General features: G+C 66.1%; 27 protein-coding genes. 15 read left to right on the top strand and 12 right to left on the bottom strand.

What is annotated here, in order from left to right; genetic code table 11:
* The first annotated feature begins 3 nt into the window (after window positions 1-3).
* The 10 genes from F624_RS0100740 to F624_RS35305 all read left to right on the top strand — a co-directional run bounded on the left by F624_RS0100740 (window position 4) and on the right by F624_RS35305 (window position 6973).
* A complete protein-coding gene (locus F624_RS0100740; RefSeq protein ID WP_019572331.1) occupies window positions 4-282 on the top strand; it encodes a XapX domain-containing protein in 279 nt (92 codons plus the stop codon).
* The gene (locus tag F624_RS0100735) at window positions 282-2174 is read left to right on the top strand and encodes an amidohydrolase (protein ID WP_019572330.1); all 1893 of its coding nucleotides are present in this window, start codon (window positions 282-284) and stop codon (window positions 2172-2174) included. Before F624_RS0100740 ends, F624_RS0100735 begins: the two co-directional genes overlap by 1 nt.
* Before the next feature lie 17 nt (window positions 2175-2191).
* A complete protein-coding gene (locus F624_RS0100730) occupies window positions 2192-2620 on the top strand; it encodes a DoxX family protein (protein ID WP_051107260.1) in 429 nt (142 codons plus the stop codon).
* Window positions 2621-2670: 50 nt separating this feature from the next.
* Window positions 2671-3492: an AraC family transcriptional regulator gene (locus F624_RS33130; protein WP_019572328.1), complete on the top strand. Its 822-nt coding sequence runs from the start codon at window positions 2671-2673 to the stop codon at window positions 3490-3492.
* A 352-nt stretch (window positions 3493-3844) separates the two neighbouring features.
* Window positions 3845-4675, top strand: coding sequence for an alpha/beta fold hydrolase (locus tag F624_RS0100720; protein WP_031253758.1), 831 nt, complete (start codon window positions 3845-3847; stop codon window positions 4673-4675).
* Between the two features lie 22 nt (window positions 4676-4697).
* Window positions 4698-5201, top strand: coding sequence for a DNA starvation/stationary phase protection protein Dps (gene dps, locus F624_RS0100715; protein ID WP_019572326.1), 504 nt, complete (start codon window positions 4698-4700; stop codon window positions 5199-5201).
* A gap of 65 nt (window positions 5202-5266) precedes the next feature.
* Entirely contained in the window at window positions 5267-5560 is a 294-nt protein-coding gene (locus F624_RS0100710; RefSeq protein WP_019572325.1) for a helix-turn-helix transcriptional regulator, read from the top strand.
* Window positions 5561-5585: 25 nt separating this feature from the next.
* Window positions 5586-6263 carry a YoaK family protein gene (locus tag F624_RS0100705; protein WP_019572324.1) on the top strand — a complete coding sequence of 226 codons (678 nt, stop codon included), beginning with the start codon at window positions 5586-5588 and terminating at the stop codon, window positions 6261-6263.
* Window positions 6264-6348: 85 nt separating this feature from the next.
* Entirely contained in the window at window positions 6349-6786 is a 438-nt protein-coding gene (locus tag F624_RS0100700; RefSeq protein WP_245573527.1) for a hypothetical protein, read from the top strand.
* 43 nt (window positions 6787-6829) lie between these two features.
* Window positions 6830-6973, top strand: a complete 144-nt coding sequence (locus F624_RS35305; protein WP_169426506.1) for a hypothetical protein — start codon at window positions 6830-6832, stop codon at window positions 6971-6973.
* Between the two features lie 88 nt (window positions 6974-7061).
* On the opposite strand, the gene F624_RS0100690 is transcribed toward F624_RS35305, so the two are convergent.
* From F624_RS0100690 to F624_RS0100645, 10 genes are all read right to left on the bottom strand, one after another.
* A complete protein-coding gene (locus tag F624_RS0100690) occupies window positions 7062-9161 on the bottom strand; it encodes a PQQ-dependent dehydrogenase, methanol/ethanol family (protein ID WP_019572321.1) in 2100 nt (699 codons plus the stop codon).
* A gap of 402 nt (window positions 9162-9563) precedes the next feature.
* Window positions 9564-10478 carry a TauD/TfdA dioxygenase family protein gene (locus F624_RS0100685; RefSeq protein ID WP_019572320.1) on the bottom strand — a complete coding sequence of 305 codons (915 nt, stop codon included), beginning with the start codon at window positions 10476-10478 and terminating at the stop codon, window positions 9564-9566.
* 59 nt (window positions 10479-10537) lie between these two features.
* A complete protein-coding gene (locus F624_RS0100680) occupies window positions 10538-11887 on the bottom strand; it encodes an LLM class flavin-dependent oxidoreductase (RefSeq protein ID WP_031253753.1) in 1350 nt (449 codons plus the stop codon).
* A gap of 27 nt (window positions 11888-11914) precedes the next feature.
* Entirely contained in the window at window positions 11915-13039 is a 1125-nt protein-coding gene (locus tag F624_RS0100675; protein ID WP_019572318.1) for an ABC transporter substrate-binding protein, read from the bottom strand.
* A 232-nt stretch (window positions 13040-13271) separates the two neighbouring features.
* Window positions 13272-13898, bottom strand: a complete 627-nt coding sequence (locus F624_RS0100670) for a c-type cytochrome (RefSeq protein ID WP_019572317.1) — start codon at window positions 13896-13898, stop codon at window positions 13272-13274.
* A complete protein-coding gene (soxC, locus tag F624_RS0100665) occupies window positions 13891-15204 on the bottom strand; it encodes a sulfite dehydrogenase (RefSeq protein WP_019572316.1) in 1314 nt (437 codons plus the stop codon). Before soxC ends, F624_RS0100670 begins: the two co-directional genes overlap by 8 nt.
* 4 nt (window positions 15205-15208) lie before the next feature.
* The gene (locus F624_RS0100660) at window positions 15209-16036 is read right to left on the bottom strand and encodes an ABC transporter ATP-binding protein (protein WP_019572315.1); all 828 of its coding nucleotides are present in this window, start codon (window positions 16034-16036) and stop codon (window positions 15209-15211) included.
* 58 nt (window positions 16037-16094) lie between these two features.
* Entirely contained in the window at window positions 16095-16928 is an 834-nt protein-coding gene (locus tag F624_RS0100655) for an ABC transporter permease (RefSeq protein ID WP_051107259.1), read from the bottom strand.
* A 27-nt stretch (window positions 16929-16955) separates the two neighbouring features.
* Window positions 16956-17840, bottom strand: coding sequence for an ABC transporter permease (locus F624_RS0100650; RefSeq protein WP_019572313.1), 885 nt, complete (start codon window positions 17838-17840; stop codon window positions 16956-16958).
* 197 nt (window positions 17841-18037) lie between these two features.
* On the bottom strand, window positions 18038-19948 hold the full coding sequence (locus F624_RS0100645) for an FAD-dependent monooxygenase (RefSeq protein WP_019572312.1): 1911 nt from the start codon (window positions 19946-19948) through the stop codon (window positions 18038-18040).
* A 129-nt stretch (window positions 19949-20077) separates the two neighbouring features.
* Between F624_RS0100645 and F624_RS0100640 the strand changes: the two genes are divergently transcribed.
* The 4 genes from F624_RS0100640 (at window position 20078) to F624_RS0100630 (ending at window position 21961) form a co-directional block, all read left to right on the top strand.
* Window positions 20078-20497 (top strand): MarR family winged helix-turn-helix transcriptional regulator, encoded by a 420-nt coding sequence (locus F624_RS0100640; protein WP_019572311.1) that lies wholly within the window; start codon window positions 20078-20080, stop codon window positions 20495-20497.
* 79 nt (window positions 20498-20576) lie between these two features.
* Window positions 20577-20984, top strand: coding sequence for a cupin domain-containing protein (locus tag F624_RS0100635; protein WP_019572310.1), 408 nt, complete (start codon window positions 20577-20579; stop codon window positions 20982-20984).
* Between the two features lie 229 nt (window positions 20985-21213).
* Window positions 21214-21687 (top strand): type II toxin-antitoxin system RelE/ParE family toxin, encoded by a 474-nt coding sequence (locus tag F624_RS33845; RefSeq protein WP_084679355.1) that lies wholly within the window; start codon window positions 21214-21216, stop codon window positions 21685-21687.
* Window positions 21629-21961: a helix-turn-helix domain-containing protein gene (locus F624_RS0100630; RefSeq protein ID WP_031253749.1), complete on the top strand. Its 333-nt coding sequence runs from the start codon at window positions 21629-21631 to the stop codon at window positions 21959-21961. Before F624_RS33845 ends, F624_RS0100630 begins: the two co-directional genes overlap by 59 nt.
* Window positions 21962-22008: 47 nt before the next feature.
* On the opposite strand, the gene F624_RS0100625 is transcribed toward F624_RS0100630, so the two are convergent.
* Entirely contained in the window at window positions 22009-23133 is a 1125-nt protein-coding gene (locus tag F624_RS0100625; protein ID WP_019572307.1) for a branched-chain amino acid ABC transporter substrate-binding protein, read from the bottom strand.
* 520 nt (window positions 23134-23653) lie between these two features.
* Between F624_RS0100625 and yddG the strand changes: the two genes are divergently transcribed.
* Window positions 23654-24568, top strand: coding sequence for an aromatic amino acid DMT transporter YddG (gene yddG / locus F624_RS0100620; protein WP_031253746.1), 915 nt, complete (start codon window positions 23654-23656; stop codon window positions 24566-24568).
* A gap of 33 nt (window positions 24569-24601) precedes the next feature.
* Here yddG and F624_RS0100615 read toward each other — a convergent pair whose 3' ends face one another.
* Entirely contained in the window at window positions 24602-25543 is a 942-nt protein-coding gene (locus F624_RS0100615) for a LysR family transcriptional regulator (protein ID WP_019572305.1), read from the bottom strand.
* Window position 25544: the final 1 nt, after the last annotated feature.

Here is a 25544-nt window from a genome sequence, read left to right as displayed (position 1 = left end):
GCCATGAAGCCCTATCTTTTGGCACTGGCCGTCGGTGTGTTGGTGGGTGTCATCTACGGGGCGCTCAATGTGCGGTCACCGGCGCCCCCGGTGATTGCGCTGGTCGGCCTGCTGGGTATCCTGGCGGGCGAGCAAATCCCGTCTCTGCTCAGGCAGGTTCTGCAAGAGCGCGCGCACCGCGTGTCCTGGCTGAACGAGCAGGTCAAACCGCACATGTTCGGGCACCTGCCCAAAGCCCCGCCGAGGGCCCGTGAAACCAACGCCGAAAGGCAGGACACATGATGAACCCCAACAGCCATCCCGACCTGATCCTGCACCGTGGCCTGTTCACCACGCTGGACCGCAGCCAGCCCAACGCCAGCGCCGTGGCCATACGGGACGGGCGGTTTCAGCAGGTGGGGCGCGATCACGAGATCCTGCCGCTGGCAGGCCCGAACACCCGGGTCATCGACCTGCGCGGCAAGCGCGTGCTGCCCGGCCTGATCGACAACCACATCCACATCATCCGTGGTGGCCTGAACTACAACATGGAGCTGCGCTGGGATGGCGTGCGCAGTCTGGCCGATGCGATGGCCATGCTCAAGCGCCAGGTCGACCTGACCCCGGCGCCCCAGTGGGTTCGCGTGGTGGGTGGCTTCACCGAGCACCAGTTCCAGGAGAAGCGCCTGCCCACGCTGGAGGAACTCAACGCGATCGCACCGGACACCCCCGTCTTCATCCTGCATCTGTATGACCGGGCCTTGCTCAATGGCGCCGCCTTGCGGGCCGTGGGCTACACCAAGGACACCCAGGCCCCACCGGGTGGCGAGATCCTGCGTGACGCGGGCGGCAACCCCACCGGGCTGTTGCTGGCCAAGCCCAATGCAGGCATCCTGTACGCCACCCTGGCCAAAGGCCCCAAATTGCCCATCGACTACCAGATCAACTCGACGCGCCACTTCATGCGCGAGCTGAATCGCCTGGGCGTGACCGGGGCCATCGATGCGGGTGGCGGCTTCCAGAACTACCCGCAAGACTATGAAGTGATCCAGACGCTGGCCGACGCGGGGCAGCTGACCCTTCGCCTGGCCTACAACCTCTTCACGCAAAAGCCCAAGCAAGAGAAGGAAGACTTTCTGCAATGGACCGCCACTTCGAAGTACAAGCAGGGCGACGACTACTTTCGCCACAACGGGGCGGGCGAGATGCTGGTGTTTTCGGCCGCCGATTTTGAAGACTTCCGCCAGCCCCGCCCTGACATGGGGCCCGAGATGGAGGGTGAACTCGAGGCCGTGGTGAGTCTGCTCGCGCAGAACCGTTGGCCTTGGCGCCTGCACGCCACCTACGACGAAACCATCAGCCGCGCCCTGGACGTGTTTGAGCGCGTGAACCAGAGCGTGCCCCTGCAAGGGCTGAACTGGTTCTTTGACCACTGCGAGACGATCTCCGAACAGTCCATCGACCGCATCGCGGCGCTGGGTGGCGGCATCGCGGTGCAGCACCGGATGGCCTACCAGGGCGAGTATTTTGTCGAGCGCTACGGCAGGGGCGCCGCCGAGGCCACGCCACCCGTGGCCCGCATGCTCGAGAAAGGCGTGAAGGTGTCGGCGGGCACCGATGCCACCCGCGTCGCCTCGTACAACCCCTGGGTGTCCTTGTCCTGGCTGGTCACCGGCAAGACGGTGGGCGGCCTGCAGCTCTACCCGCAGCGCAATTGCCTGGACCGCGAAGCCGCGCTGCGCATGTGGACAGACAACGTGACCTGGTTCTCCAATGAGGAGGGCAAGAAAGGCCGCATCGAAGCCGGCCAACTGGCCGACCTGATGGTGCCCGATCGCGATTTCTTTGCCTGCCCCGAGTCCGATATTGCCGACACCACCTCCTTGCTGACTCTGGTGGGTGGCAAGGTGGTGTATGCATCGGGCATCTTCCAGGATCACGACGAGGCCGCGCCTCCCCCAGCCATGCCAGACTGGTCACCAGTGCGCACCTTTGGCGGCTATGCGGGCTGGGCTGACGAAGGTGGAGCCCCCTTGCAAGCCAGCTTGAAGCGCCAGGCCGCCTCAGCCTGTGCCTGCAACGTGAGTTGCGGGGTGCATGGCCACGAGCATGCCACCGCCTGGAGCCGCCAGCTGCCCATCGCCGACCTCAAGAGCTTCTGGGGGGCACTCGGCTGTGCCTGCTGGGCCATCTGACCCCGAGCGAGGCGAGCATGCTCAGATCATTGACGGATCAGTCGCCCCAAGGGCCAGCGCATCGCCTGGCGTCGGCCCTTCATGGGCTGGCCCTGCTCGGGCTTTGCGCGGCCTACCTGCAGGGGGGCGTCAACAAGCTGCTTGATTTTCCGGCAGCGGTGCAGGAGATGCAGCACTTCGGCCTGGCCCCTGCCCCGCTCCTGGCGGGCGGCACCATCGTGCTGGAACTGGGGGCGTCCCTCATGATCCTGACGGGTTGGTGGCGTGGGCTCGCAGCCGCCCTGCTGGCGTGCTTCACCCTCGCGGCGACCTTTCTGGCCAACCGGTACTGGACCCTGGAGCCACCGCTGCGCGACGGCGTGGCCAATGCCTTCTATGAACACCTGGGCCTGGTGGGCGGTTTCGTGCTGGTGGCCCTACAAGACTGGCGGGCCCGGCAACGATGACGAGCGCGACCTCCCGCGACGGGAAAACCCCGTCCAGACCGCAACACCAGGTGATTGCCTGGCGCACCGATGACATCGGCTTTCAGCGCGTGGCGATCTCCACCGATCAGCCGCTGGCGTTCAACCGGGTGTTCCACGATGACATCACCATCCTGGCCTTCCGGCATTCCTATTGGCGCAGCGAGCAGGACCGGCGCCAGCACGATGAAACGCCTGATCACCTGGTGATTCGCAATGCCGGCCAGGTCTTTTCGGCCCGCCTCATCGAAGCCCGAGCCAGCGCTGACACCGCACCAGAATGCCGGGAGATGCACCTGTCGGGCAAGCGGCTGGCGCAGATCTATGAAGAGTCACACGGTGTTCTGCCGGCCGTCGATTTTTCGTCGCCCGTGATCATGAGCCCGGAGCTGGTGCAGCTGTTCTGGGACACGCACTGGCTGTTCGAACAAGGCAACGAATGCACCTTGCTGGCCACGACCTACCTCAGCTGGCTGTTGTCGGCCATCGCCCAGCGCAGCAGCGGGCAGGGCCTGAAGGCGTCGACCGCCTCCTGCAGCCATCGGCCCATGCAGGCGATCGAGTACCTCAGAGCGCACTTCCAGGACAAGATCAGCCTGAGCGATCTGGCCCAGGTGTGCCAGACCAACCCCTACACCCTGCTGAGGCAGTTCAAGCAGGCCTTCGGCATCGCCCCGCACGACTACCTGCTGGCCTACCGCATCTTCCGCGCCAAGCAGTACCTGCAAGCCGGCATGCCCTGCTCCGAAGTGGCCCACCTGTGCGGCTTTGCGGATCAAAGCCATCTGAACAGGCGTTTCAAGCAACGCCTTGGCGTGAGCCCGGGCAGCATCGTCCCCAGAACGCGCAGCTGAGAGGGGCCTGTGGGCCCCAGGCGGAGGTCCGGCAGGTGACTGCCGAGCCATGCCCGAGCGATTGCCGACTGATTGCCCACTGATTGCCGGGCGATTTCAGGTTGATGGCTGTTGGATGGCGGATGGATGGCCAACACATCAATAACGTCCAAGACGGGTTGCCGCTGGATCACTACGCTGACCCCATCGCCACCGTAGACAACCCGCCACCGGAGATGCCATGCCACTCAATGTTCCCGTCGATCGCCGCCAAGCCCTGCTGGGGGCCGCCGCTGTTCTGCCCGCCCTGGCCATGGCCAAGGACAAGCCCGCCAACCACCCATCCACTCTGTCACACCCAGGAGCCCACACCATGAACCAAGGCAATGTCATCGTCACCCAGGACAAGACCCGCATCTTCTACAACGACTGGGGGCAAGGTCAGCCCGTCGTCTTCAGCCACGGCTGGCCCCTGAACGGCGATGCCTTTGAAGATCAGATGCTGTTCCTCGCATCGCGCGGTTACCGGGTCATCGCCCATGACCGGCGTGGTCATGGCCGCTCGTCTCAACCCGGCTTCGGCAACGACATGGATCACTATGCCGATGACCTGGCCGCCTTGACCGAGGCGCTGAACCTCAAGGACGCGGTGCACGTCGGCCACTCCACGGGCGGCGGCGAAGTGGCGCGCTACATCGGCCGGCACGGCACCAAACGCGTGGCCAAGGCGGTGCTGATCGGTGCGGTCACCCCCATCATGGCGAAAACAGACTGGAACCCGGCCGGTGTGCCCCTGTCGGTGTTTGACGGTATCCGCGCCGGCGTGCAGGCCAATCGGGCCCAGTTCTACAAAGACCTGACCCTGCCTTTCTATGGCTACAACCGCCCTGGCGCCAAGGTGTCAGAGGCCGTGCGCGACACCTTCTGGCTGCAAGGCATGACGGGCAGCATCCTGGCCCAGTACGAATGCATCAAGGCCTTCTCGGAGACCGACCTGCGCGAAGACCTCAAACGCATGACGGTGCCCACCCTGATCATCCACGGGGATGATGACCAGATCGTGCCACTGGAAACCACGGGCAGAGAGGCCGCCAAACTGGCACCGCGATCCAAGCTGGAGATCGTGGCGGGCGCGCCCCATGGCCTGTGCACCACGCACAAGGACCGCATCAACGAGTTGCTGCTGGCCTTCTTGCAGGCCTGAGCCACATCACAGGGAGAGCACCATGGGATATGTCACCAAGATGGATCTGCCACCGCTGGTGCGTGGGCAGGTTGCACGCCTGCTGCAGCAGCGCCTGAACGATGCCATCGACCTGGACGCGCAGCTCAAGCACGCGCACTGGAACGTCAAGGGCCCTCAATTCTTCCAGCTGCACCAGCTGCTGGATTCGGTGCACGATGCGATCGAAGAGGCGGTCGACCTCATCGCCGAGCGCATCACCGCCCTGGGCGGCACGGCCGATGGGCGCCTGAAAACCGCGGTCAACGGCAGCTCGCTGGCGGAATACCCGCTGACGCTGAAGGGCGGCGCGGCCCACCTCAACGCCGTCAGCGGGGCCCTGAGCGGCTTCGGTGCTGGGGTGCGGCAAGACATTGAGGTGGCCAGCCATCTCGGTGACGCAGGCACGGCCGACCTGTTCACCCAGCTTTCGCGAGAAACAGACAAGCTGCTGTGGCTGGTCGAGGCCCACCTGGTCGACTCGCCTGAGCTGGAGTCAGCCCAGTGAATGCCGCCGTCCTGCAAGCATCGGCCGGGGGATTGTCCCGCTCCAATCGCATTCAGGCCTTGTCCATGTTCGAACTCTGCGGGCAGGCCCATTGCACCGTGGCCGCCGTGGCACGCCAATGCGGTTTGTCGCGGGGCCACTTCAGCATGGCCTTCAAGGCCTGGACGGGTTACAGCCCGGCGCAGTGGCGCCTGGCACGCAAGATCGACATGGCCAAGCTGCTGCTCAAAGGCCCGCTCTCGATTGCAGACATCGCGATCGAATGCGGCTTTGCCGACCAGGCCCACCTGACGCGCAGCTTCCGCGCCGCGGAGGGCCTCTCGCCAGGCCAGTGGCGCAGCCAGTTCCGCGCCCACTGACCCCCTCACCGGAGACCGCCCCACCATGAAACCCCTCTCTGCCCACCACGGCGCCACGCTTTTGGCGGGGGTGGCCGGCTTTGTCGACACGCTTGGGTTTGTCGCCCTGTTCGGCCTGTTCACCGCCCACGTCACAGGCAACTTTGTGTTGATCGGTGCGGAGCTGGTGCAGCCTGGGCGCGGTGTGGCGCTCAAGCTGCTGGCGTTTCCGGTCTTTGTGCTCGCGGTCGCGCTTTGCCGCTGGAGGGCTTTGGCTCTCGAACGGCAAGGCCGGCCGGCCTTGCGCCCCTTGATGGGCCTGCAAGCCATGCTCTTGCTGGCCTTCATGGCGGCGGGGGTGGCTTCAGAGCTGGTACCGACTCATGGTCAGCCCCTGGCCTACGCCGCGGGCCTGTTTGGCGCAGGCGCCATGGGCATGCAGAACGCCAGCAGCAGGATGCTGCTGGCCAAGCTGACGCCCAACACGGTCATGACGGGCAATGTGACCCAACTGGTCATGGAGGCCAGCGACTGGATCGCCGGGCGCAGGGATGCGGGCCTGCACCAGCGCATCAGCCGGCTCTTCTACCCGGTGCTGACCTTTGCCCTGGGGTCGATCGCGGGCGCCCTCAGCTACTCGGCGGTCGGCTTTGCGGCCTTGCTGCTGCCGGTGGCGGCCGTCACCGGCATCGCCATCGTGGGCTTGCGCACCACCGAGCCATGACACCCCGCCTTGGCATGCAGGTGGCTGTGCGCGCAAAATTGTTTCGGCCCCGTCTGCAAGCACCCCGGCAGATGGGGTAGGCGAAATGGGGCACGGGCATGCACAGCCGAGCCCCAGCGGCGGGGGGCAGAGTCTCTGCCCCCTCATTTTCAACAACCGTTTCCAAGTTCCATTTCAAACAGGATTCCACATGAACAAGCAAATTTTGATCGCCGGTCTTCTGGTGTCACAGGCCTTCATCGGCACAGCCTTCGCGGCCGGCGAGGTCGAGGCGGCAGACAGCAAGGCTGCCGCCACCAAAATCGTCACGCCCGAAGAAAAGAAAGCAGCACGTGCAGAGCGCAAGGCCAACGGCGCCGCTGCCGCCAAGGCAACCCCGGTTCCTCAAGGGGGCGAAGTGGCCCTGGGTGACAGCAAGTCGGCAGCATCGGGCAAGGTGAGCGCTGAAGAGAAAAAGGCAGCCCGCGCCAAGCGAAAAGCCGAAGGTGCCGCCGCCGCGAAGGCCGAAAAGAACGGCCAGTAAACCACCGAGCTCTCCAGGTGCGCCGGCATGGGCGCACCTGCCAGTGCCTCTATCCCGTGACGACATGGGCCCAGGGGCCCAGCGCGGGTGCCTGAGCCCTTCGGCCGCCGGCTTCATCGCCTGGCGGCTGCCGATGACGCCCATCACCGGCATCGCAAGCCCACGCCTGCCCACCACCGCGCCTTGAGGCCACAGCCAGGGCAACAGCGGTCGCAGCGCCGGCACCGAGATCCTCGCGCCCCCCCAAAGGGCCTGCCAAAGGGGCGATTGAGGGCTCAACGTTGCCCCGCGGCCCCTACCGCACCCACGGCCCCCGCTTGCGCCGCCTTGCCGCCCTTGCTGGCCTCCAGCTCCGACGCCAGGTCATGGCTGCGCTTGACCAGGTACTGGCGAATCAGCTCCACCTGATCCATCGTCAGCACGCCATTGAAACTGGGCATGCCCTTGGGGATGCGGGCGCCGTACAGGATGCCGGCAAACTGCTGGTGTTTGGCGGGGCTCAGGTAGCGCAGGTCGGGCACCACGCCGCCGCTGATGGCGTTGATGCCGTGGCACGAGGCACACAGGCCATTGAACAGGGTGCGCGCCTGCTGCACCTGCTCGGCGCTGGCCGCCAGCGTTTGCAGCGGGGGCAGATCGCGGGCCTGTTGGGCCGGTGCGGGCAGCTTGGCCTTGCCGTCGAGCTTGAAGGTGACCACGCGCGCTTCGGGCTGCACCTGGGCGCCCAGCGACAAGGGCCCCCCGATCAGGGGCAAGGCCCCGCCCCAACCCACCATGAAGGTCACGTATTGCTCGCCCTTCACCTCGTAGGTGACCGGGCCCGCCATGGCGCCGGAGTTGACGCGCTGCTCCCACAGCTTGCGGCCGGTGTCTGCGGCATAGGCCACGGCCCGGCCATCGGCCGTGCCCTGGAACACCAGATTGCCGGCCGTGCTGAGGGTGCCGCCATTGCCCGGGGCCTTGTAGTCCACCGTCCAGGCCGGCGCCTTCTTCACCGGGTCCCAGGCGATCAGGCGGCCCTTCCAGGCGTCGCGCACCTGTTGGGTGATCTGGGGGTCTTCAGGCAGGTCGGGGGCATTCAGGCCGAGGTTGACCACCGATTTGGTGGGCAGAAACTCGGGCGCCTTGGCCGCCTCCAGCCCGGCGACCGTCTCTTGCGCCGGCAGGTAGATGTAGCCCGTCTGGGGGTTGAACGACATGGGCTGCCAGCTGTGGCCGCCCAGGAACGAGGGCACCACCATCTTCGGGCCCTTGTTGTAATCGGCCTCGCCCGTCATCACCGGGCGGCCCGTGCTCAGGTCCACATGCGAGGCCCAGTTGGCCGGCACAAACTTGTCGGCCGACAGCAGCTTGCCCGTCTGCCGGTCCAGCACGTAGAAGAAGCCGTTCTTGGGCGCCTGCATGATGACCTTGCGCGGCTTGCCCTCGATCACGATGTCGGCCAGCACCATGTGCTGTGTGGCGGTGAAATCCCAGCGGTCGCCGGGTGTGGTCTGGTAGTGCCACACGTACTCGCCAGTGTCGGGGCGCACGGCCACGATGGACGACAGAAACAGGTTATCGCCCTTGCCTTCGCTGCGGAAATCGTAGTTCCAGGGTGAGCCATTGCCCACACCCACATAGAGCAGGTCCAGCTCGGGGTCGTAGGCCATCGAATCCCACACCGTGCCGCCACCACCCCACTTCACCCAGCCATTGCCCGACCAGGTCTTGAGGGCCATCTCCATGGCGGCGTTCTCGGGCGGGATCTTCGGGTCGCCAGGCACGGTGTAGAAGCGCCAGGCCTGCCGGCCGGTGTCGGCGTCGTAGGCCGTCACATAGCCCCGCACCCCGAACTCGGCACCACCATTGCCGATCAGCACCTTGCCCTTCATGATGCGCGGGGCGCCCGTGATGGTGTAGCTCTTCTTGTGGTCGATGACGGTATCCACCTCCCAGACCTTGCGCCCGTTGCGGGCGTCCAGCGCGATCAGGCGACCATCGAAGGCGCCCACATAGACACGCCCCTTCCAGACGGCCACACCGCGGTTGACGATGTCGCAGCAGCCGGTAGACAGGCTTTCCACCCGCACCTGCGGGTCGAACTTCCACAAGGGCTTGCCCGTGCGGGCATCCAGCGCATAGACGATGCTTTTGGCGCCGGTGGTGTACATCACGCCATCCACCACGATGGGCGTGGCCTCCACACCACGGTCGATGTCGAGCTTGTAGGTCCAGGCCACGCCAAGCTGGCCCACGTTGCCATCGTTCACCCGCTTGAGCGGGCTGAAACGCTGCTCGTCATAGGTGCGGCCATGGCTCATCCAGTTGCCGGGCTCTTGATCCGCCCGCTGGATGCGCTGCCCATCCACATCCGCCGGCGGGCGCAAAGCCATGGCGGGCAAAGCGGTGGTGAAGACCCCCCCGGCAATGAGGGTGAGCGAAAGCAGGCGATGGCGGCGTGGGCTTGACATGGGCAGTCTCCGAGTTGTTCTGCCGCGAATTGTCCGAAGTCAAGCCCGCTCGCGCATCGCGAACAATCGTTAAGGGTGTGCCCTAGGCCGCTGGGCGGGAAGCGGGGGATTGGGTGGTGGATATTGACAGGGTGAAGCAGGCCAGCGCAGCGCCTGCAGGGCCCATGAAAACCAGAGCATGAACAAACAGCGGCGCTCGCATTCAAGAGAACCCGTATGGCCCCGCAAAGTCACCGATGGGGCTCAGATGGCTCACCCCGCCGACCCGCGAGGCCCCCGCTCCAGGAGACCGGGGAATCGCCCCTTGGCCAGCGCCGCCGGCCCTCAATTCACCGGCTGGCGCGGCCGGCTGCGCTGGCCATCCACCGACACCGGCACATCGCCGGCCACCGTGACGCGGCGCACCACGCGGTGTTGGTCGCCGTAGTCGTTGATGGCGTAGTGCTGGGTGGCGCGGTTGTCCCAGATGGCCACGTCGCCCTCGCTCCAGCGCCAGCGCACGGTGTTCTCCAGCCGGGTGATGTGGTTCTGGAACAGCTCCAGCAGGCTGCGGCTGTCCTGCCCGTTGTAGCCCACAAAGCGCTTGATGAAGTGGCCCGCGACCAGCGAGCGCTCGCCCGTTTCAGGGTGCACACGCACCAGGGGGTGCTCGGTCTCGATCAGGCGCGAGGTGAACACCTGGCGGTATTTCTGGGCGCCGTGGGCATCGGGCTTGGCGCGCGTGGCGGCGTAGTCGTAGTCATTGCCATGCAATGCCCAGAGCTGATCGGCCAGGGTCTTGAGCGCGGGGGGCAGCTCGTCGTAAGCCGCCACGGTGTTGGCCCACACGGTGTCGCCCCCTGTCGGCGGGATGACCACCGAGCGCAGCACCGCCACCTGGGGGTAGTCAACCTCAAAGGTCACGTCGGTGTGCCAGGAATCGGCACGGCCACCATGGGCCGAGTCCAGCTCCAGGATCTGGGTGCCGTCGCGTGAGGGCACGGTGGGGTGCTCGACCAGCGGCCCGAACAGGCGGGCAAAGGCCTGGTGCGAAGCATCGTCCAGGTGCTGCTGGCCCTTGAAAAACAGCACCTTGTGGCGCAGCAGGGCCTGCTTGAGGGCGGCGAAGGTGGCGGGATCCAGTTCGCCCGACAGGCGCAGGCCGCGCACTTCAGCCCCGAGCTTGCCGGCCAGGGGCTGCAGTTCAAAGGGTGCCGAGGTGGAGGCGGCGTGGGTGGGTTCCAGAACGGTGCTGCTCATCGTGGGTTCTCCTGATCAATGGACGTGAGATGAAGGCGGGACAACATGAAAGGCGGTGCTCAGGCCGCCTTGGCCTGTTGCGCGTAGCGGCTGGCCGGGCGCTCCAGGCCCAGGTTCTCGCGCAGGGTGCGGCCCTCGTAGGCGGTGCGGAACAGGCCACGGCGCTGCAGTTCGGGCACCACCAGGTCGACAAACTCGTTGAGCGACTGCGGCAGCACCGGCGGCATCACGTTGAAGCCATCGGCCGCGCCGTTCTCGAACCACTCCTGGATTCGGTCGGCGATGGTGGTGGGCGTGCCCACCACCACCCAGTGGCCGCGCGCGCCGGCCAGGTACTCGTACAGCTGGCGCACGGTGAAGCGCTCGCGGCGGGCCAGCTCGATCACCACGTGGGCGCGGCTGTTGATGCCCTTGGGTGGCTCGGGGTAGTAAGGTGGCACGGCGTCCAGATCCCAGCGCTGCAGGTCTTCACCGGGCCAGAAAGGCTCGAGCGTGGCCAGGCCCACCGAGGGGTGGATCAGGCCCTGCAGCTCGGCCCATTTGGCCTGGGCCTCCTCCTCGGTGCGCCCGATGACGGGCGAGATGCCGGGCAGCACCAGCAATTGCTCGGGGCGGCGGCCGTAGCGCGCCAGGCGGCCCTTCACATCCCGGTAGAAGGCCTGGGCCTCGGCCAGGCTGGTCCAGGCGGTGAAGATGGCCTCGGCACTGGCGGCGGCCAGCTCTTTGCCGTCTTCCGACGAGCCCGCCTGCACGATCACCGGGTAGCCCTGGGGTGGGCGCTCGATGTTCAGTGGGCCCTTGACCTTGAAGTACTTGCCCACGTGGTTGAGCTCATGGATTTTGCGCGGATCGACGTAGACGCCGCTGGCCCGGTCACGCACCAGGGCATCGTCGTCAAAGCTGTCCCACAGGCCCTTGACCACGTGCACGAACTCATGCGCCCGCTCGTAGCGCACGGCAGGGTCGGGGTGCGCATCAATGCCGAAATTGCCGTGCACGTTGTCGGCGCTGGTGGTGACCACGTTCCAGGCGGCGCGGCCCTTGCTGATGTGGTCCAGCGAGGCGAACTTGCGCGCCAGCAGGTAGGGGTCTTCGTAGGTGGTGGAGGCCGTGGCCACAAAGCCGATGTGCTGGGTGACCGCCGACAGCGCCGCCCACAGCGTGACCGGCTCGAAGTACGAGACCCGGCCCTGGCGGCTCAGCGATTCATCACCACCCCGGTGCCACAGGCCCGGGCTGTCGGCCACAAAGACCTGGTCGAACAGGCCGCGCTCGGCTGTCTTGGCCACCTCGATGTAGTGATCGATGTTGACGCCCGAGTCGATTTGCGAGCCGGGGTGGCGCCAGGCGGCCACGTGGTGGCCGGTGGCCATGACAAAGGCGCCTAGGCGCAGTTTTCTCTGACTCATGTGGACTCCGTGCTTGAGGTTTCAGGTTCAGCGCTTGGCGCCCTGGCTGCCCACCAGGTTGCCGTCGGCGGCGTACTCGGGCCAATAGCCTTCGAGCTTTTGCTCTTTGAGGGCGGCGTTCAGAAAGCGGCGGTCAAACCAGCTGTCGATCTCGGGCTGCTTGCGGATCAGCTTGAGCTTGAAGGACTCGTCGGTGGCGTCCTTGTAGCGGGACACCAGAAAGGGATCGAGCAAGGGTGACAGGCGCACCCGCAGCGGCTGGCCCACAAAGTCTTCGCGCCAGTATTTTTCGGGCAGCTCGGCCTTGCCCCACTGGGCAAACAAGTCACCACGGCGCGACTCTTCGGAATACTCACGCGCGGTGCGCACCACCACATTCACCACGCGCTGCACCAGCTCGGGGTGTTCGGTGGCAAAGACCTCGGTGGCCAGCAGCACGGTCTGCCGCGTGAAGCGGTACGAATCCGCCGCCGCCGACCACACCACCTTGGCCACGCCGCTTTCGCGCAGGCGGAACAGGTCGACATAGCTGAAGGCCGCGTCGATGTCACGGGTGCTGAGGGCCGCCTGGGTACCGGCCGGGTCAAGGTTGATGAGCTTCACATCGCTCTCTTTCAGGCCATGCACCGCCAGGGCGCGCACGGCGGCCAGGTGCAGGTTGGTGCCCTTGAACACGGCCACACGCTTGCCTTTGAGGTCTTCGATGCGGCTGATGGTCGAGTCCGGCGGCACGCCCAGGTACAGGCCGGTACGCACGCCGGTGCCCAGCACGATGCGGGTCTTCACGCCATTGGCGCGGTGCACGATGGAGGGCAGGTCGCCCTGCCAGGCCAGGTCCAGCTGCTGGTTGACCAAGGCTTCGTTGACCGCCGGGCCGGCGCCCTTGAAGAAGATCCACTCGACCTTGATGCCGTCTTTCTCGAACTCTTTCTCGATCAGGCCCTGGGCATTGACGATGCCGACGGTGGAGCCCCCCGTGCGCGGCGGGCCGCCCACGCCGCCCGTGGCCACGCCGATGCGGATGGAAGCGGGGGCCGCCGCCTGAACGGGGCTGATGGCGGCCAACAGCGAAACGGACAGCGCCAGCAGCACGTTCAGCCAACGCTGGGGTGTTCGGGCCGGTGCGTGCCGGGGCGTTTGTTCTGGGGTCATGGGTGCGATCCTTTTTTGGCGAATGTGGGTGTTCTGCCTTCAAAGGTAAGACGCCACCTGCGGCCCGTGAACGCAGGTTTTCAGATTTGGATATGACGAAGTGCGGACCGATCGCGCAGGCGCAACCCAAGGCCGAAAGCCCCGGGACCAGAGTCTGCGGGGCGTTGAGGGGGGCAAAGAAAGGGCGCTAAGCCGGCTCGATGCCGGCTCTATGCGGGCGCCTGGTCGGCATTCAGCGACAGGTGCGGCAGGCCCAGTTGCTGACATCGGGCCGGGCGTCGCTGACAAAGCCCGCCTGGTTGGGCATTTTCAGGGCGCTCAGGCGTGGTGCATCCAGCACCGCATCGGCGGGCAGCACGCCATTGGCATGCAGCACCCAGGCCGTCAGCGCATACACCTCGTCAGGCGGCAGGCTTTGCGGCGCGTTGTAGGGCATGGCCCGGCGAATGAAATCGAACAAGGTGGTGGCATACGGCCAGAAGTTGCCCACGGTCTTGAGCGGCGTGCTTTTTTGCTCCCCCAGCGGCACATTGCCACCCACCAGGGCGTCGGCCGGTTTGCCCTGGCCGCGCTCGCCATGGCAGGCGGCGCATTTCTCGGCGTACAGGCGGGCGCCCTCGGCCACACTGCCCTGGCCACGCGGCAGGCCGCGGCCTTGGGCATCGATGTCGATGTCCCAGGCGGCGATGGCCGCCGGGGTGGCTGCACGGCCAAAGCCGTAAGGCGCAGCGCCTGGGCTGGTTTGGGCCTGGACCGCCAGGGGCAAACCGCCCAGGGCCAAGCCAAACGGCAAGGCCCAGGCGCGCAGGCAGGGGTATGCGGACAACAGGTTTCGGCGCGGGCTTTGGGCTTCAGGCATGGACATTCTTCAGGCTCCCATCGGCTGACAGCTGCCAACTCTGGATGGCGTTGTAGTGGTAGAGCGAGTTCAAGCCGCGTGCCGCAATCAGTTGCTCGCGGGTGGGCTGAACATAGCCGGTCTCATCGATCACCCGGCTTTGCAGCACGGCGGGTGAGCCGTCCCAATGCCAGCCCAGGCTGAAGCGGGTCAGGGCACGGTTCAGCACGGGGCCCTGCAAGGGGGCCTCGCGCCAGCTGCGCCCGCCATCGACCGACACATCGACCCGCTTGACGCGCCCCAGACCGCTCCAGGCCAGGCCGCTGATTTCATGAAAGCCACGCTGGCGCAGCACCTGCCCCGGTGAGGGTCGGGTGATGACGGATTTGGCCTCCATCAGAAAGGTGAACTGTCGCGCCGTGCCGTCGGGCAACGAATCGGTGTACTTGGAGGTTTCCTCCCGGGTCTGGAAGGGCTCGGTGCCGATCTTCAGGCGGCGCAGCCACTTGATGCTCATGTTGCCCTCGAAGCCGGGCAGGAACAGGCGCAGCGGGTAGCCGCTTTCGGGTCGCAGGCGCTCACCGTTCTGGGCATAGACCACCAGGGCGTCTTCAAAGGCCTTGTGCACCGGGATGCTGCGCGACATGGCCGCGCCATCGGCGCCTTCGGCCAGGATCCAACGCGCCTCGGGGGCGATGCCCACCTCGTCGAGCAGCACCGACAGCGGCACGCCGGTCCACTCGCAGCACGACAACAGGCCATGCGACAACTGAACGTTGGCCGAGGTGGGGGTGCGCCACTCGGTGCCGGTGTTGCCCGAGCACTCCAGAAAGTGGATGCGCGACACCGAGGGGAAGCGCAGCAGGTCGTCCATGGTGAACACGCGGGGCCGCTTGGCCAGACCATGGATCACCAGGCGGTGCTGGTCCGGGTCGATCTGCGGGATGCCGGCGTGGTGGCGCTCGAACACCAGCCCGGTGGGGGTGATGATGCCGAACAGATCGGCCAGCGGCGTCATCGACGAAGCCGCCCCCGGGAAAGGCGCGTTGCCGCGGCTGCGCCGCACCACGTGGCGCTCGTGCTCGGAGGGCTGGCCATAGGGGTGCCACAGCACGGGCTCGCCGGGCTGGCGGCTCCAGTCGGGCACCGCCAGCGGCGCGGCCTCGGCGGGCACGGCGTTCTGAACCTGAGCCTGCGCCAGCAGGGGCGTGGCGGCCACGGCGCCCAGGGCGGCGGTGGCGCGGCGGAAGAAGGCACGGCGAGGGGCAGACGCTGCGGCCGCAACAGGCGCCAGTTGGGGGGCTTGGGAGTCTTGGGGAGTCGGCATGACGTCAGACGGCAAATTGCCATTGGGAGGCAGCAGGGGCTTCCTGGCGCAGCGGGGGCTCGATCAGCTCGGCAGCCGGGTGGCCCAAGAACTCGCGCAGCACCGACTCTTTCACCTGGGTGAAGGCAAAGCTGGCACGGTCGCGCGGGTGCGGCAGGGGCACCGGCAGCACCTGGCGGATGCGGCCCGGGCGGGGCTCCATCACCACCACCTTGTCGCCCAGGTAGACGGCCTCTTCCACATCGTGCGTCACCAGGATCATGGTGATGCCTTCCTGCTGCCAGATGCGGTGCAGCTCTTGCTGCAAGTGGGCCCGCGTGAGGGCGTCGAGGGCGCCAAAGGGTTCGTCGAGCAGCAGGATGTCGGGCCGGTTGACCAGGGCACGCGCAATCGCCACGCGCTGCGACATGCCGCCCGAGAGCTGGTGCGGGTAGGCGGTCTCGAAGCCGTTCAGGCCCACCAGCTCGATGTGCTCGTTCACGGCCATGCGCTTCTGGCCCTCGGTCTGGTCAGAGTTGAGCAGGCCCAGACCGATGTTGTCGCGCACATTGAGCCAGGGGAACAGCCGGTGCTCCTGGAACACGATGCCGCGGTTCAGGCTGGTGCCCTTGATGCGCTGGCCGTCGAGCAGGATCTGGCCCTGGTAGCCCTCCTCCAACCCGATGATCAGGCGCAGCAGCGTGGACTTGCCGCAGCCGCTGGCGCCCACGATGCTGACGAACTCACCTGGGGTGATCGAAAGCGAGATGTCTTGCAACACCGGCAGGGCAGCGCCCTTGACCTCGTATTGCTTGCTGACGTTTTGCAGCGTCAGGGTTCCTGCATGTGCCATGGTGAATCGGTCCGGGAAAGTGAGAACGACAGGGGTTGTGCTGCGCGTGACAAGCGGCTTATTCGTACTGGGCCACCGAGCGCCCGCGCCAGGCCAGCAGGCGGTGCTCGAGTTGGCTGGCCAGCCAGTTCAGGGCAAAGCCCACCAGGCCGACCACGATGACGCCGAACAGCACCAGGTCCATCTTGAAGTGCTCGCGCCCATCGATCAGGGTGTTGCCGATGCCCTGGCCCGACACCAGCAGGTACTCGGCGCCCAGGGTGGCCAGCCAGGCGTAGATCAGGCCCAGGTGGATGCCGGCAAACACCGAAGGCAGGGCCGAGGGCAGCACCACGCGGCGCAGCATCTGCCAGCGCGAAAACTCAAACACCCGCCCCACCTCGATCAACTCGGGCGCCACGCTGCGAATGCCCTCGAAAGTGTTGAGCACCACCGGGAAGAACGCGGCCAGCGACAGAAATGCCACCTTGGCCGCATCGCCCAGCCCAAACCACACCGAGAGCAGCGGGATCCAGGCAAACAGCGAGATCTGCTTGAGCGTGTGAAAGCTCGGGCCCAGCAGGCTCTCGAACAGGCGCGACAGGCCCAGCACGGTGCCGAAGATCAGGCCCGCGCTGGCACCGATGGCAAAACCCAGCAGATCGCGCCACAGGCTGGAGCGCAAGGCACGCCAGAGCTCGCCGCTCACGGTCTGCTCGACCGCGGTGTGCCAGACCTGGCTGACCGGCACCAGCAAGGGCGACTTGGACCAGCCCAGCGACACCGCCAGCCACCACAGCAGCAACAGCAGCAGGGGCAGCACCCAGCCGCGCAGGGCCGGGGGCAACGAAAACGACGGCCTGCGCCGGGGCGCGGGCCCCGAAGAGGCGGAAATGGAAACGGGTTCAGACATGGGAGGCCTCTGGATCAAAAGCACGCATCAAAAACCAACCCGGCGCCAGCGCAGCAGGCGCAGCTCGACCAGGGCCAGCAGCTTGTCAAGCGCAAAGCCCACCGCGCCCACCACGATCACCGCCGCCATCACCACATCCAGCTGAAACAACTGGCGGCCGTAAACGATCATGAAACCCAGCCCTTCAGACGAGGCCAGCAGCTCGACCACCACCAACGCCAGCCAGGCGTGAGTGAGCCCGTAGCGGATGCCGTTCCAGATCGGCGCCGCAGCGGCCGGAAACACCACCCGCGACAGCAGCTGCCAGCGCGTGAAGCCGAACACCCGTGCCACCTCGACATAGCGGTTGGGCACGTTCTCGATGCCTTTGGCGGTGTTCAGCGCCACCGGCACCAGTGCGGCCTTGGAGATGAGGATGATCTTCAGCGCCTCGTCAATGCCGACCAGCAACATCAGCAACGGCAGCCAGCCCAGCACGGGCACCTGGCTGAAGGCCTTGAACAAGGGGTACACATAGTCTTTGAAGCGCGGCGACAGGCCCATGCCCACGCCCAGCAGCAAGCCGGCCGAGGCACCCACGCCAAAGCCGAACAGCACCCGCTGCGCGCTGATCCACAGGTTGTCGGCCATCTCGCCGCTGCGCACCAAGTCAACCAGGGTGGTGCCCACATCCTCGGGCGAAGGCAGCACCTGCGGAGCAATCCAACCCTGTCGGGCCGCCACCCACCACAGCAAGAGCAGCAGCAGGGGCACGGCCCAGGGCAGCAACCAGGGGCGCAGCGCCCGCCCGGCCCTTTGCCACAGCCGCAACAGCCGCACCTGCCCGCCGGGCAAGGCGCCCGCAACGGGTGCCCCCGGGGCGGGGGCAGCCTGGGCCAGCGCCCCATCGGGCAGCCGCAAGGTCTGGCTCATGTTTGGCACTCCTGGAAAGAATCGTGGGACCGATCTGACCGGTGCGCGCAACAGCCTGCCTGAGCAGCTTCAGCAACGCCAGCTCAGCCTGTCTTGACACGGGTCATGGTGGCGCCATTGTTCGTGCCCAGGCTGGGTTGAAAAACGAATATTTACAACGCTTCTTATGCAAAAAATGGCGGCCCGAGGGCCGCCACTCAGCGCAGGATGCCGGCGAAGAAGGCCGCCAGTTCGTCAAAGGCATCCAGGGGCAGGACGTGGGCGATGTACTGGTCAGGGCGGACCACCACGATGCAGCCGCGGGCCCGGTCGATGCGTCGCATGTCAAAAATATCGCCTGCGCCCTTGTGGTCCACGCAGAAGACCTTCTCGTGGTCCTGCAAGCCCAGTCGACCCGTCTTGGGCTTGAGCAGCGAGGGCATGTGCTCGTACGCCAATTGCTCGAAGGTCTGCTGGAAGACGGCCCGGAAGTCGATCACCGCATCGATGTCTTCGCCCGGGCGGGTGTGCCGGCGCACCGGCGAGGCCGGGTCGGATTCCAGCCAGTCGGCCAGCCGGTGGATCGCCGAGCCGGGTGCGGAGCTGTCGGCCTGGCCGGCAAAGGCATACAGGCGCCAGCGCGCGTCGGCCTCGGCCACATGGCCCAACTGCATCTGCTTGGCATCGGCCAGGCGCACCACGGGTGCGGAATGGAAGCGGCGGCCGATTTCCTCGCCACGCGCCAGGGCCTGGTACTTGGGGGATGCGATCAAGGTCGAGGCGTCGTATTTGACGGCCGTGCCGCCCGTGAACTCGAGGTTCTGCTTGAACTGGCGGATGATGCGCGGCTCTTCAGTGCCGTCGCGCTCAGCCTGGGTGGTGGGGGCCGACATGATGCGAGCCCACTCGTGGTCGGTCTCGACCAGGCGGCGGGCCTCGGTCAGGCGCTCTTTGGAGTAGCTGCGCAGCAGGCTGGCGTCGGCCCGGCCCTGCAGCACGTGCACCAGCTTCCAGCCGAGGTTGAAGGTGTCCTGCATCGACACGTTCATGCCCTGGCCCGCCTTGGGCGAGTGGGTGTGGCAGGCATCACCCGCAGTGAACACGCGGGGGTTGCGCTCGCTGCCTTCGGGCACGTCGTCGAACTTGTCGGTGATGCTGTGGCCGATGTCATAGATCGACCACCAGACCACCTCCTTCACATCGATCGAATAGGGCCGGATGATGCGGTTGGCCGCGGCAATCATGTCGTCCTGGGTGAACTTGCGGCTGGCGGCCTTCTCGTCGGGGCGCAGCTTGTCGAGCTCCACGTACATGCGGAACACATAGCCGCCTTCGCGCGGCAGGATCAGCACATTGCCTTCGCTGGCCGACGAGATCAGGCACTTCTGGCGCACATCGGGGAAATCGGTGTTGGCCAGGATGTCCATCACGCCCCAGGCCTGGTGCGCGGCGTCACCATGCAGCACACCGCCGATGGCCTTGCGCACGGCCGAGTGGGCGCCGTCGCAGCCCACCACGTAGTTGGCGCGCACGGTGCGGGTGGCGCCCCAGTTCACGCCGCTGGCATCCTTGAGGGTGACGGTGACCGGGTGGTCGTCGGTGTCGGGGTCGACCGTGAGGCCCACGATCTCCCAGCTGTAATCGGGCTCGAGGCGCGAGGGCGAGTTCTTCATCACCTCCAGGAACAGCTCGTGCAGGCGCGCCTGGTTGATCAGGATGTGGGGCATCTCCGAGCTGTCATCGGCCACGTCCTGCACCCGGCCCACGCGCTTGATGTGCTCGGGGTTGGCCGGGTCGGGCATCCAGAACGCGGTCTGGTTCACCCAGTAGGTTTCGCGCTTGACCTTGTCGGCAAAGCCGAAGGCCTGGAACATCTCCATGGTGCGCGTGTTGATGCCGTCGGCCTTGCCCTTGATGATGTTGGTGGGCATGCGCTCGATGATCATCGTCTCGATCTCGGGGAACTGCGCCAGCTGAGCCGCCAGGCACAGGCCGGCCGGCCCGGTGCCAGCGATCAGCACATCCACTTTTTCAGGCAGGGGCTCGTTGATGCCCCGGTTGCGACGGTTTGGCGCGGCTTGCTTGATGTCGGGGCTGCCGCCTCGGAACCCGTTTTTGTAGAACTGCATGGCTTGTCTCCTTGGGATGGGGGGATACCGTCCAGGGTTTGGCGGTATGTATGCAAATAATAACTATGCTTACTAATTGCTGTCAATAAAATAAGTACACTTATCAAAAACACCACCCGGAGCGCAGGCATGAACTCACTCGACATGGCGGGCCACCTGATACGGCGCCTGCACCAGCAATCGACCCAGGTGTTCACCCAACGCACCCAGGCCGCCGGCTTCGACCTGACACCGGTTCAATTTGCCGCGCTCGACGCCATCCAGGCCCACCCTGCCACCGACCAGGCCACAGTGGCCGAGCTGATTGCCTACGACCGCGCCACCATCGGCGGCGTGATCGACCGGATGGAGCAAAAGGGCTGGGTCAAACGCATCGTCAGCGAGCGCGACCGCCGAGCGCGCGAGCTGTCGCTCAGCCCCGAGGGCGAGCGCATCCACGCCACGCTGCTGCCCATCGTGCAGGAGCTGCAGAACGAGATCCTCGGACCCCTGACTGACGATGAACGCAATGCGTTTCTGGCCCTGGCAAGCCGGGCGGTACGGGCTTGACGGCCCTGGCAAAAACCCGGAGTGCATTGTGGCTCGGCACTTCCATACTGCCTGCTGCACAACACAGGAGGTTTCATTCATGTCCCAACGGCTTCAACGCGCTTTCATCGGCCTGGCCTGCCTGGTCGCCGCACCGCTGTGCCTGGCACAGGCTTCAGGCCTGACCCGCACCCTGGTCACCAAGGCCGATGTGTCGGTCGCCAACCGCGAGGCGGTGGTGGCCCGGGTGGAGGTGAGCCCGGGCAGTGCCGCCGGCTGGCACACCCACCCCGGCGATGAGATCAGCTATGTGCAAGAGGGCGAAGCCACCCTGCTGATGGCGGGCCAGCCCGCACGCAAGGTGGCGGCCGGTGAGGCCTTTGTGATCCCGGCCGGGGTGGTGCACAACGCCATCAACCACGGCCAGACAGCGACCAAGCTGGTCGGCGTCTATGTGGTGGAAAAAGGCCAGCCCCTGGCCACGCCGGCGCCTGCTCCGGCGCCCTGATCGACCCGCTGCCCACCCCTGACAACGCCGCCCAACTGCGAAGCTGCGAGCTTGCAGGGATCCCAGGTGGCAGCGACTGCTCTGCATGAGCCGGTCCAGGCGATGCCGCCCCATTGGGTGCCACCTACCCGGGTACGCCGTCGGAATGGCCTTCCATCATGACGCTGGCCTTCGACGGCCGCGCTGCCTTTCCGTGCCAAAAGAATGAGGGACAACTCTCTCATTTCCCATGAGCTACGGCCGGAAATACAGTGCCACTAAGTGGCATACTGTGCCCCAACATCGGGTTTTCATAACAAGGCACTTCGCCCGCTGGATGCGCAAAACGGCCTTGACCCATGTGGCACTCTGTGCCGCCGTCGAGGAAATGGTGGCTGGATTGATCGACGCAGAATTGGGTGGTCATATCTTGAAGAAGCGGGTTGCGTTGCCAGGACGAGGCAAACAAGGCAGCACCCGAACTCTGGTGGCCACCCGTCAAGGCAGCCACTGGTTCTATCTCTTCGGCTTTGAGAAAAACGAGCGTGCCAACGTTACGCCCACCGAACTGCAGGCCTTGCAATTGCTGGCCGCCTCGCTATTGAGCCTGAATGACACCGAACTTGAAACCGCCGTTGCAGACGGCACGTTGCAGGAGATTGGCCATGAAGCCACCCCATCAAGCCTCCCCGCCAAAAAGCCGGATTCTTGCAGCAGTCCATGAAACTTCGACTGACCTGGGACGCCTGGGCTTCATCGACAAACGCAAGCAGCAACAGATCGATGTGCTGTGCCTGCAACCCATCCCCCCTTATGACCGACAGCGCATCCGGGCCCTGCGCGAGCGCCTTCAGCTCAGCCAGACGGTGCTGGCATCGGTGTTGAATGCCAGCCCATCGTCGGTGCGCAAATGGGAATCCGGCGAAAAGCAGCCCAGTGGCCCTTCGCTCAAGCTGCTCCACCTTCTGGAGCGCAAAGGCCTGGAAGCGGTCTTGTAGGCGGCCCCAGGGATATGAAGGAGGGCCGTCAGGCCCCCCGCAAACGTTCACAGACTCTTGAGCGGCACCACGTCCTTGCCTTTGAAGGTGTAGACCGTGACAGCAGACGACTTCAGGTCGTGCTTGGGGTCGTAGGCAAACTCGCCGGTCACGCCCGCGTATTTGCCGGCCGCGATGGCCTGCACGATCTTCTTGGCGTCCAGCGATTGGGTGGCCTCGATGGCACCGGCCAGCAGGTACATGCCGTCGTAGAAGGCGGCGGCGTAGGTCAGCGGATCGCGCTTGTACTCGGCGCGGTAGCGCTCGACGAACTTCTGGCCCTTGTCGCTCTTGTCGAGCATCGAGCCGCCCTGGGTGCAGAAGGTGTTCAGATCGCCTGAGACCTGGGCCAGGGAGGCGGTCTCGGACGAGCAGATGCCGTCCCCGCCCAGCAGCGGCACGGTCAGGCCCAGCGAACGCATCTGGCGCAGCATCGGGCCGCCCTGAGGCGAGTAGCCGCCGAAGAACACGGCCTCGGCCTTGGAGGCCCGCACATTGGTCAGGATGGCGCTGAAATCGGTGGCCTTGTCGGTGGTGAATTCATTGGCCACCACCTTCAGGCCCAGGCGCTTGGCCTGCTCGGTGAATTCCTTGGCCACGCCCTGACCGTAGGCGGTGCGGTCATCGATCACGGCCACGGTCTTGACCTTGAGGTCTTGCGCGGCGTAGGTGGCCATCTTGGCGCCCAGCTGGTTGTCGCTGGCCCCGATGCGGAACAGGTTGTTGTAGCCCAGCTCGGTGACCTTGGGGTTGGAGGCCACGGTCAGCACCACCACATCCGACTCATTGAGCACCCGCGCTGCCGGCACGGTCACGCCCGAGTTGTAAGGGCCCAGAACAAACTTCACCTGCTTGTCGGCCAGGGTCTGGGCCACCTGCACGCCCTGCTTGGGGTCGGCCACGTCGTCATGGATGTCCAGCTCGAACACCACCGGCTTGCCGCCCACCTTCAGGCCCTTGGCGTTGAGCTCCTTGATGGCCAGTTGGGCGCCGTCGCGGTTGTCAATGCCGTTGGCGGCCTGCGGCCCGGTGATCGGGCTCATGAAGCCGACGCGGATGCGCTCCTGCGCCTGAGCGGCCACCGCCGTCAAAGCCAGAGCGACAGCGGTCATGTTGAACAGGATTTTTTTCATGGGAACGTCCTCGTGAGTCGTGGTTGAAAAAGGAAAAGACCAAGGTAGAAAAAGGGTGCGACCCGCCAGACAGGCAAGCCTTGGGCAGTGCCAGGCAGCGGGCGCGCCAAAGCGCAAAGCCATAGGGGAGCCAGAGCAACGCTCAGGACCGGCGCGCCATCAAAGCTTGGGGGACTGGGGGATTGGGAAAAGATGCCGTGCCCGGGCCGCAGACGGCGCTCGATGCAGAAGGGCCAGCACAGCCAAAAAGTGAGCCGGCTGAAAGGCGTGGATCGCCATGTTGAATGCTTTCTTGTCTCGGGTATCGCGTTGGTGTGCCGCCCTGGTGAGGCAGCCACCCCGTCTTGTCACCCCGTCGGTGGGTGCCGGCGAGTTTGCAAATTGGGCGAGATGTTATCCACCAACGGGATCGCTGGCCGGATGGATGAGCTTGCATCAGTTTTTTTCAAGCACCACAACCGCAGGCATCAGAAAGCGCTCCACCCCATCAGGGCCGGATCGGGCTTGGATAATCCCGGCCATGCCTCGTCCCCCACTCAGTATCCGCCACGCCACCCTGGTCGGCCTCATCGCGATTGTTCTCTGGTCTTCGGTCGTGGGGCTGATCCGCAGCGTCAGCACGTGCCTGGGGCCCACAGGGGGCGCGGCCATGATCTACACGCTGGGGGCCTTGCTGCTGGCCCTCACGGCGGGCTTCACCCCGCTGCGCACCATCCCCCGGGCCTACCTGGGCTGGGGCAGCCTGCTGTTCGTGGCTTACGAGTGGTGCCTGTCGCTGTCGATCGGCTACGCCCACACGGCCCAGCAGGCCATCGAGGTCGGCATGGTCAATTACCTGTGGCCCACCTTCACCCTGCTGGCCGCCATCGCCTTCAATGGCCAGCGCGCCAACGGCCTGATCGTGCCGGGCGTGCTGATCGCCCTGGCAGGCATCTGCCGGGTGCTGGCGGGTGAACAAGGGCTGGACTGGGCCGGCATGCTGACCAACATCCAGAGCAACCCCTTGAGCTACGGGCTGGCCTTTCTCGGCGCCCTGCTGTGGGCGGCCTACTGCACGGTCACCGCCCGCATGGCGCGCGGCCGCAACGCCATCACCCTGTTCGTCACGCTCACCGCCCTCAGCCTGTGGGCCAAGTACCTCATCGTGGGCGGCGAGCCCATGCACTGGAGCCTGTCCACCGGCATCCACCTGGTGTTTGCCGCTGCGGCCATGGGCCTGGGCTATGGCGCCTGGAACGTGGGCATCCTGCACGGCAACGTCACGGTGCTGGCCGGGGCCTCTTATTTCACGCCGGTGTTCTCGGCGGCGCTGGCCGCGGCCCTGCTGCAGGTGCCCTTGACGCCCGCCTTCTGGCTGGGCACCGGCATGGTGTGTGGTGGGGCGGTGCTGTGCTGGCTGGCCACACGGGGCCAGCCCGTGGGGGCGAAGTCCTGACAGGGGCACCCTGCCCGGTTCAGGACCAGGCTGTCATCCGGCCCGTTCAGCGGCCACCGCCCGCACCCAACTCTGCAAACGCTGGGTGATCGGCGTCAGTGGCCGCCCGCGCAGGGTGATCATGCCCACGGGGGGCACCTCGGCCTCCACGGCCAGGGGCAGCGGGGTGAGCAGGCCCAGCGCCGCAAAGTGCCGGGCCACCGAATCGGCCATCAGGGCGGCGGCGTTCTGGTCGCGCAGCAAAGTCAACTGGCCCAGGAAAGAAGCGGTCTCGACCACATCCAGCGGCGGGGTCAGGCCCAAGCGGAAAAACTGCTGCTCCAGCTTCACACGCATCGAGGCCCAGGGCGGTGGGGCCACCCAGCGACAGCCGGCCAGCTCATGCCAGCCCGGGGGGGTGGCGCCGGCCAGCAAGGGGTGGTCGGGGCGCAGCACCACGCGCATGCGTTCGTCGTACAGCGCCTCGGTCAGCAGGTCGGGGGCGGCGTAGCCGGGCTCCAGCCGGCCCACGAACAGGTCCAGCTCGCCCAGGCGCAGCTTGGGCAGCAGGTGCGTCAGGTCGCCCTCTTCGATCAGCACGGTGGCGCCTGAGGATTCGGCCTTCAGGCGCTCGATGGCCGGCGCCAGCAATGTGGGCAGGCCCACCACCATGGCGCCCACGCGGGCTCGGCCGGCCACCCCGCGCTCGATGGTGCTGATCTCGTCGCGGGTGCGTTCGTAGTCGGCCAGCACCGAGCGGGCGAAGCGCAGCATGGCCAGGCCGGCTGCCGTGGGCTCGGTGCCACGGCGGGAGCGGTCGAACAGCTGCAGGCCCAGCATCTCCTCGATCTCGCCCAGCATCTTGGACACCGCCGGCTGGGTGACCGACAAAAACTCGGCCGTGCGGCCCAGGTGCCGGAACTCGTTCAGCGCCAGCAGCAATTGCAGGTGGCGCAGCTTGATGTTGGAGCGCAAGGCCCGGTCAATGTGTGACATG

The sequence above is a fragment of the Curvibacter lanceolatus ATCC 14669 genome (assembly GCF_000381265.1).
Taxonomy (GTDB): domain Bacteria; phylum Pseudomonadota; class Gammaproteobacteria; order Burkholderiales; family Burkholderiaceae_C; genus Curvibacter; species Curvibacter lanceolatus.
This window is presented reverse-complemented; position numbering and strand designations above follow the sequence as displayed.

Bases quoted from the DNA above. Each gene is read 5' to 3' on its own strand.
- F624_RS0100740 (WP_019572331.1), top strand. From the start codon at position 4: ATGAAGCCCTATCTTTTGGCACTGGCCGTCGGTGTGTTGGTGGGTGTC.
- F624_RS0100735 (WP_019572330.1), top strand. From the start codon at position 282: ATGAACCCCAACAGCCATCCCGACCTGATCCTGCACCGTGGCCTGTTC.
- F624_RS0100730 (WP_051107260.1), top strand. From the start codon at position 2,192: ATGCTCAGATCATTGACGGATCAGTCGCCCCAAGGGCCAGCGCATCGC.
- F624_RS0100720 (WP_031253758.1), top strand. From the start codon at position 3,845: ATGAACCAAGGCAATGTCATCGTCACCCAGGACAAGACCCGCATCTTC.
- dps (WP_019572326.1), top strand. From the start codon at position 4,698: ATGGGATATGTCACCAAGATGGATCTGCCACCGCTGGTGCGTGGGCAG.
- F624_RS0100710 (WP_019572325.1), top strand. From the start codon at position 5,267: ATGTTCGAACTCTGCGGGCAGGCCCATTGCACCGTGGCCGCCGTGGCA.
- F624_RS0100705 (WP_019572324.1), top strand. From the start codon at position 5,586: ATGAAACCCCTCTCTGCCCACCACGGCGCCACGCTTTTGGCGGGGGTG.
- F624_RS0100700 (WP_245573527.1), top strand. From the start codon at position 6,349: ATGGGGCACGGGCATGCACAGCCGAGCCCCAGCGGCGGGGGGCAGAGT.
- F624_RS0100690 (WP_019572321.1), bottom strand. From the start codon at position 9,161: ATGGCTTTGCGCCCGCCGGCGGATGTGGATGGGCAGCGCATCCAGCGG.
- F624_RS0100685 (WP_019572320.1), bottom strand. From the start codon at position 10,478: ATGAGCAGCACCGTTCTGGAACCCACCCACGCCGCCTCCACCTCGGCA.
- F624_RS0100680 (WP_031253753.1), bottom strand. From the start codon at position 11,887: ATGAGTCAGAGAAAACTGCGCCTAGGCGCCTTTGTCATGGCCACCGGC.
- F624_RS0100675 (WP_019572318.1), bottom strand. From the start codon at position 13,039: ATGACCCCAGAACAAACGCCCCGGCACGCACCGGCCCGAACACCCCAG.
- F624_RS0100670 (WP_019572317.1), bottom strand. From the start codon at position 13,898: ATGCCTGAAGCCCAAAGCCCGCGCCGAAACCTGTTGTCCGCATACCCC.
- soxC (WP_019572316.1), bottom strand. From the start codon at position 15,204: ATGCCGACTCCCCAAGACTCCCAAGCCCCCCAACTGGCGCCTGTTGCG.
- F624_RS0100660 (WP_019572315.1), bottom strand. From the start codon at position 16,036: ATGGCACATGCAGGAACCCTGACGCTGCAAAACGTCAGCAAGCAATAC.
- F624_RS0100655 (WP_051107259.1), bottom strand. From the start codon at position 16,928: ATGTCTGAACCCGTTTCCATTTCCGCCTCTTCGGGGCCCGCGCCCCGG.
- F624_RS0100650 (WP_019572313.1), bottom strand. From the start codon at position 17,840: ATGAGCCAGACCTTGCGGCTGCCCGATGGGGCGCTGGCCCAGGCTGCC.
- F624_RS0100645 (WP_019572312.1), bottom strand. From the start codon at position 19,948: ATGCAGTTCTACAAAAACGGGTTCCGAGGCGGCAGCCCCGACATCAAG.
- F624_RS0100640 (WP_019572311.1), top strand. From the start codon at position 20,078: ATGAACTCACTCGACATGGCGGGCCACCTGATACGGCGCCTGCACCAG.
- F624_RS0100635 (WP_019572310.1), top strand. From the start codon at position 20,577: ATGTCCCAACGGCTTCAACGCGCTTTCATCGGCCTGGCCTGCCTGGTC.
- F624_RS33845 (WP_084679355.1), top strand. From the start codon at position 21,214: ATGAGCTACGGCCGGAAATACAGTGCCACTAAGTGGCATACTGTGCCC.
- F624_RS0100630 (WP_031253749.1), top strand. From the start codon at position 21,629: ATGAAGCCACCCCATCAAGCCTCCCCGCCAAAAAGCCGGATTCTTGCA.
- F624_RS0100625 (WP_019572307.1), bottom strand. From the start codon at position 23,133: ATGAAAAAAATCCTGTTCAACATGACCGCTGTCGCTCTGGCTTTGACG.
- yddG (WP_031253746.1), top strand. From the start codon at position 23,654: ATGCCTCGTCCCCCACTCAGTATCCGCCACGCCACCCTGGTCGGCCTC.
- F624_RS0100615 (WP_019572305.1), bottom strand. From the start codon at position 25,543: ATGTCACACATTGACCGGGCCTTGCGCTCCAACATCAAGCTGCGCCAC.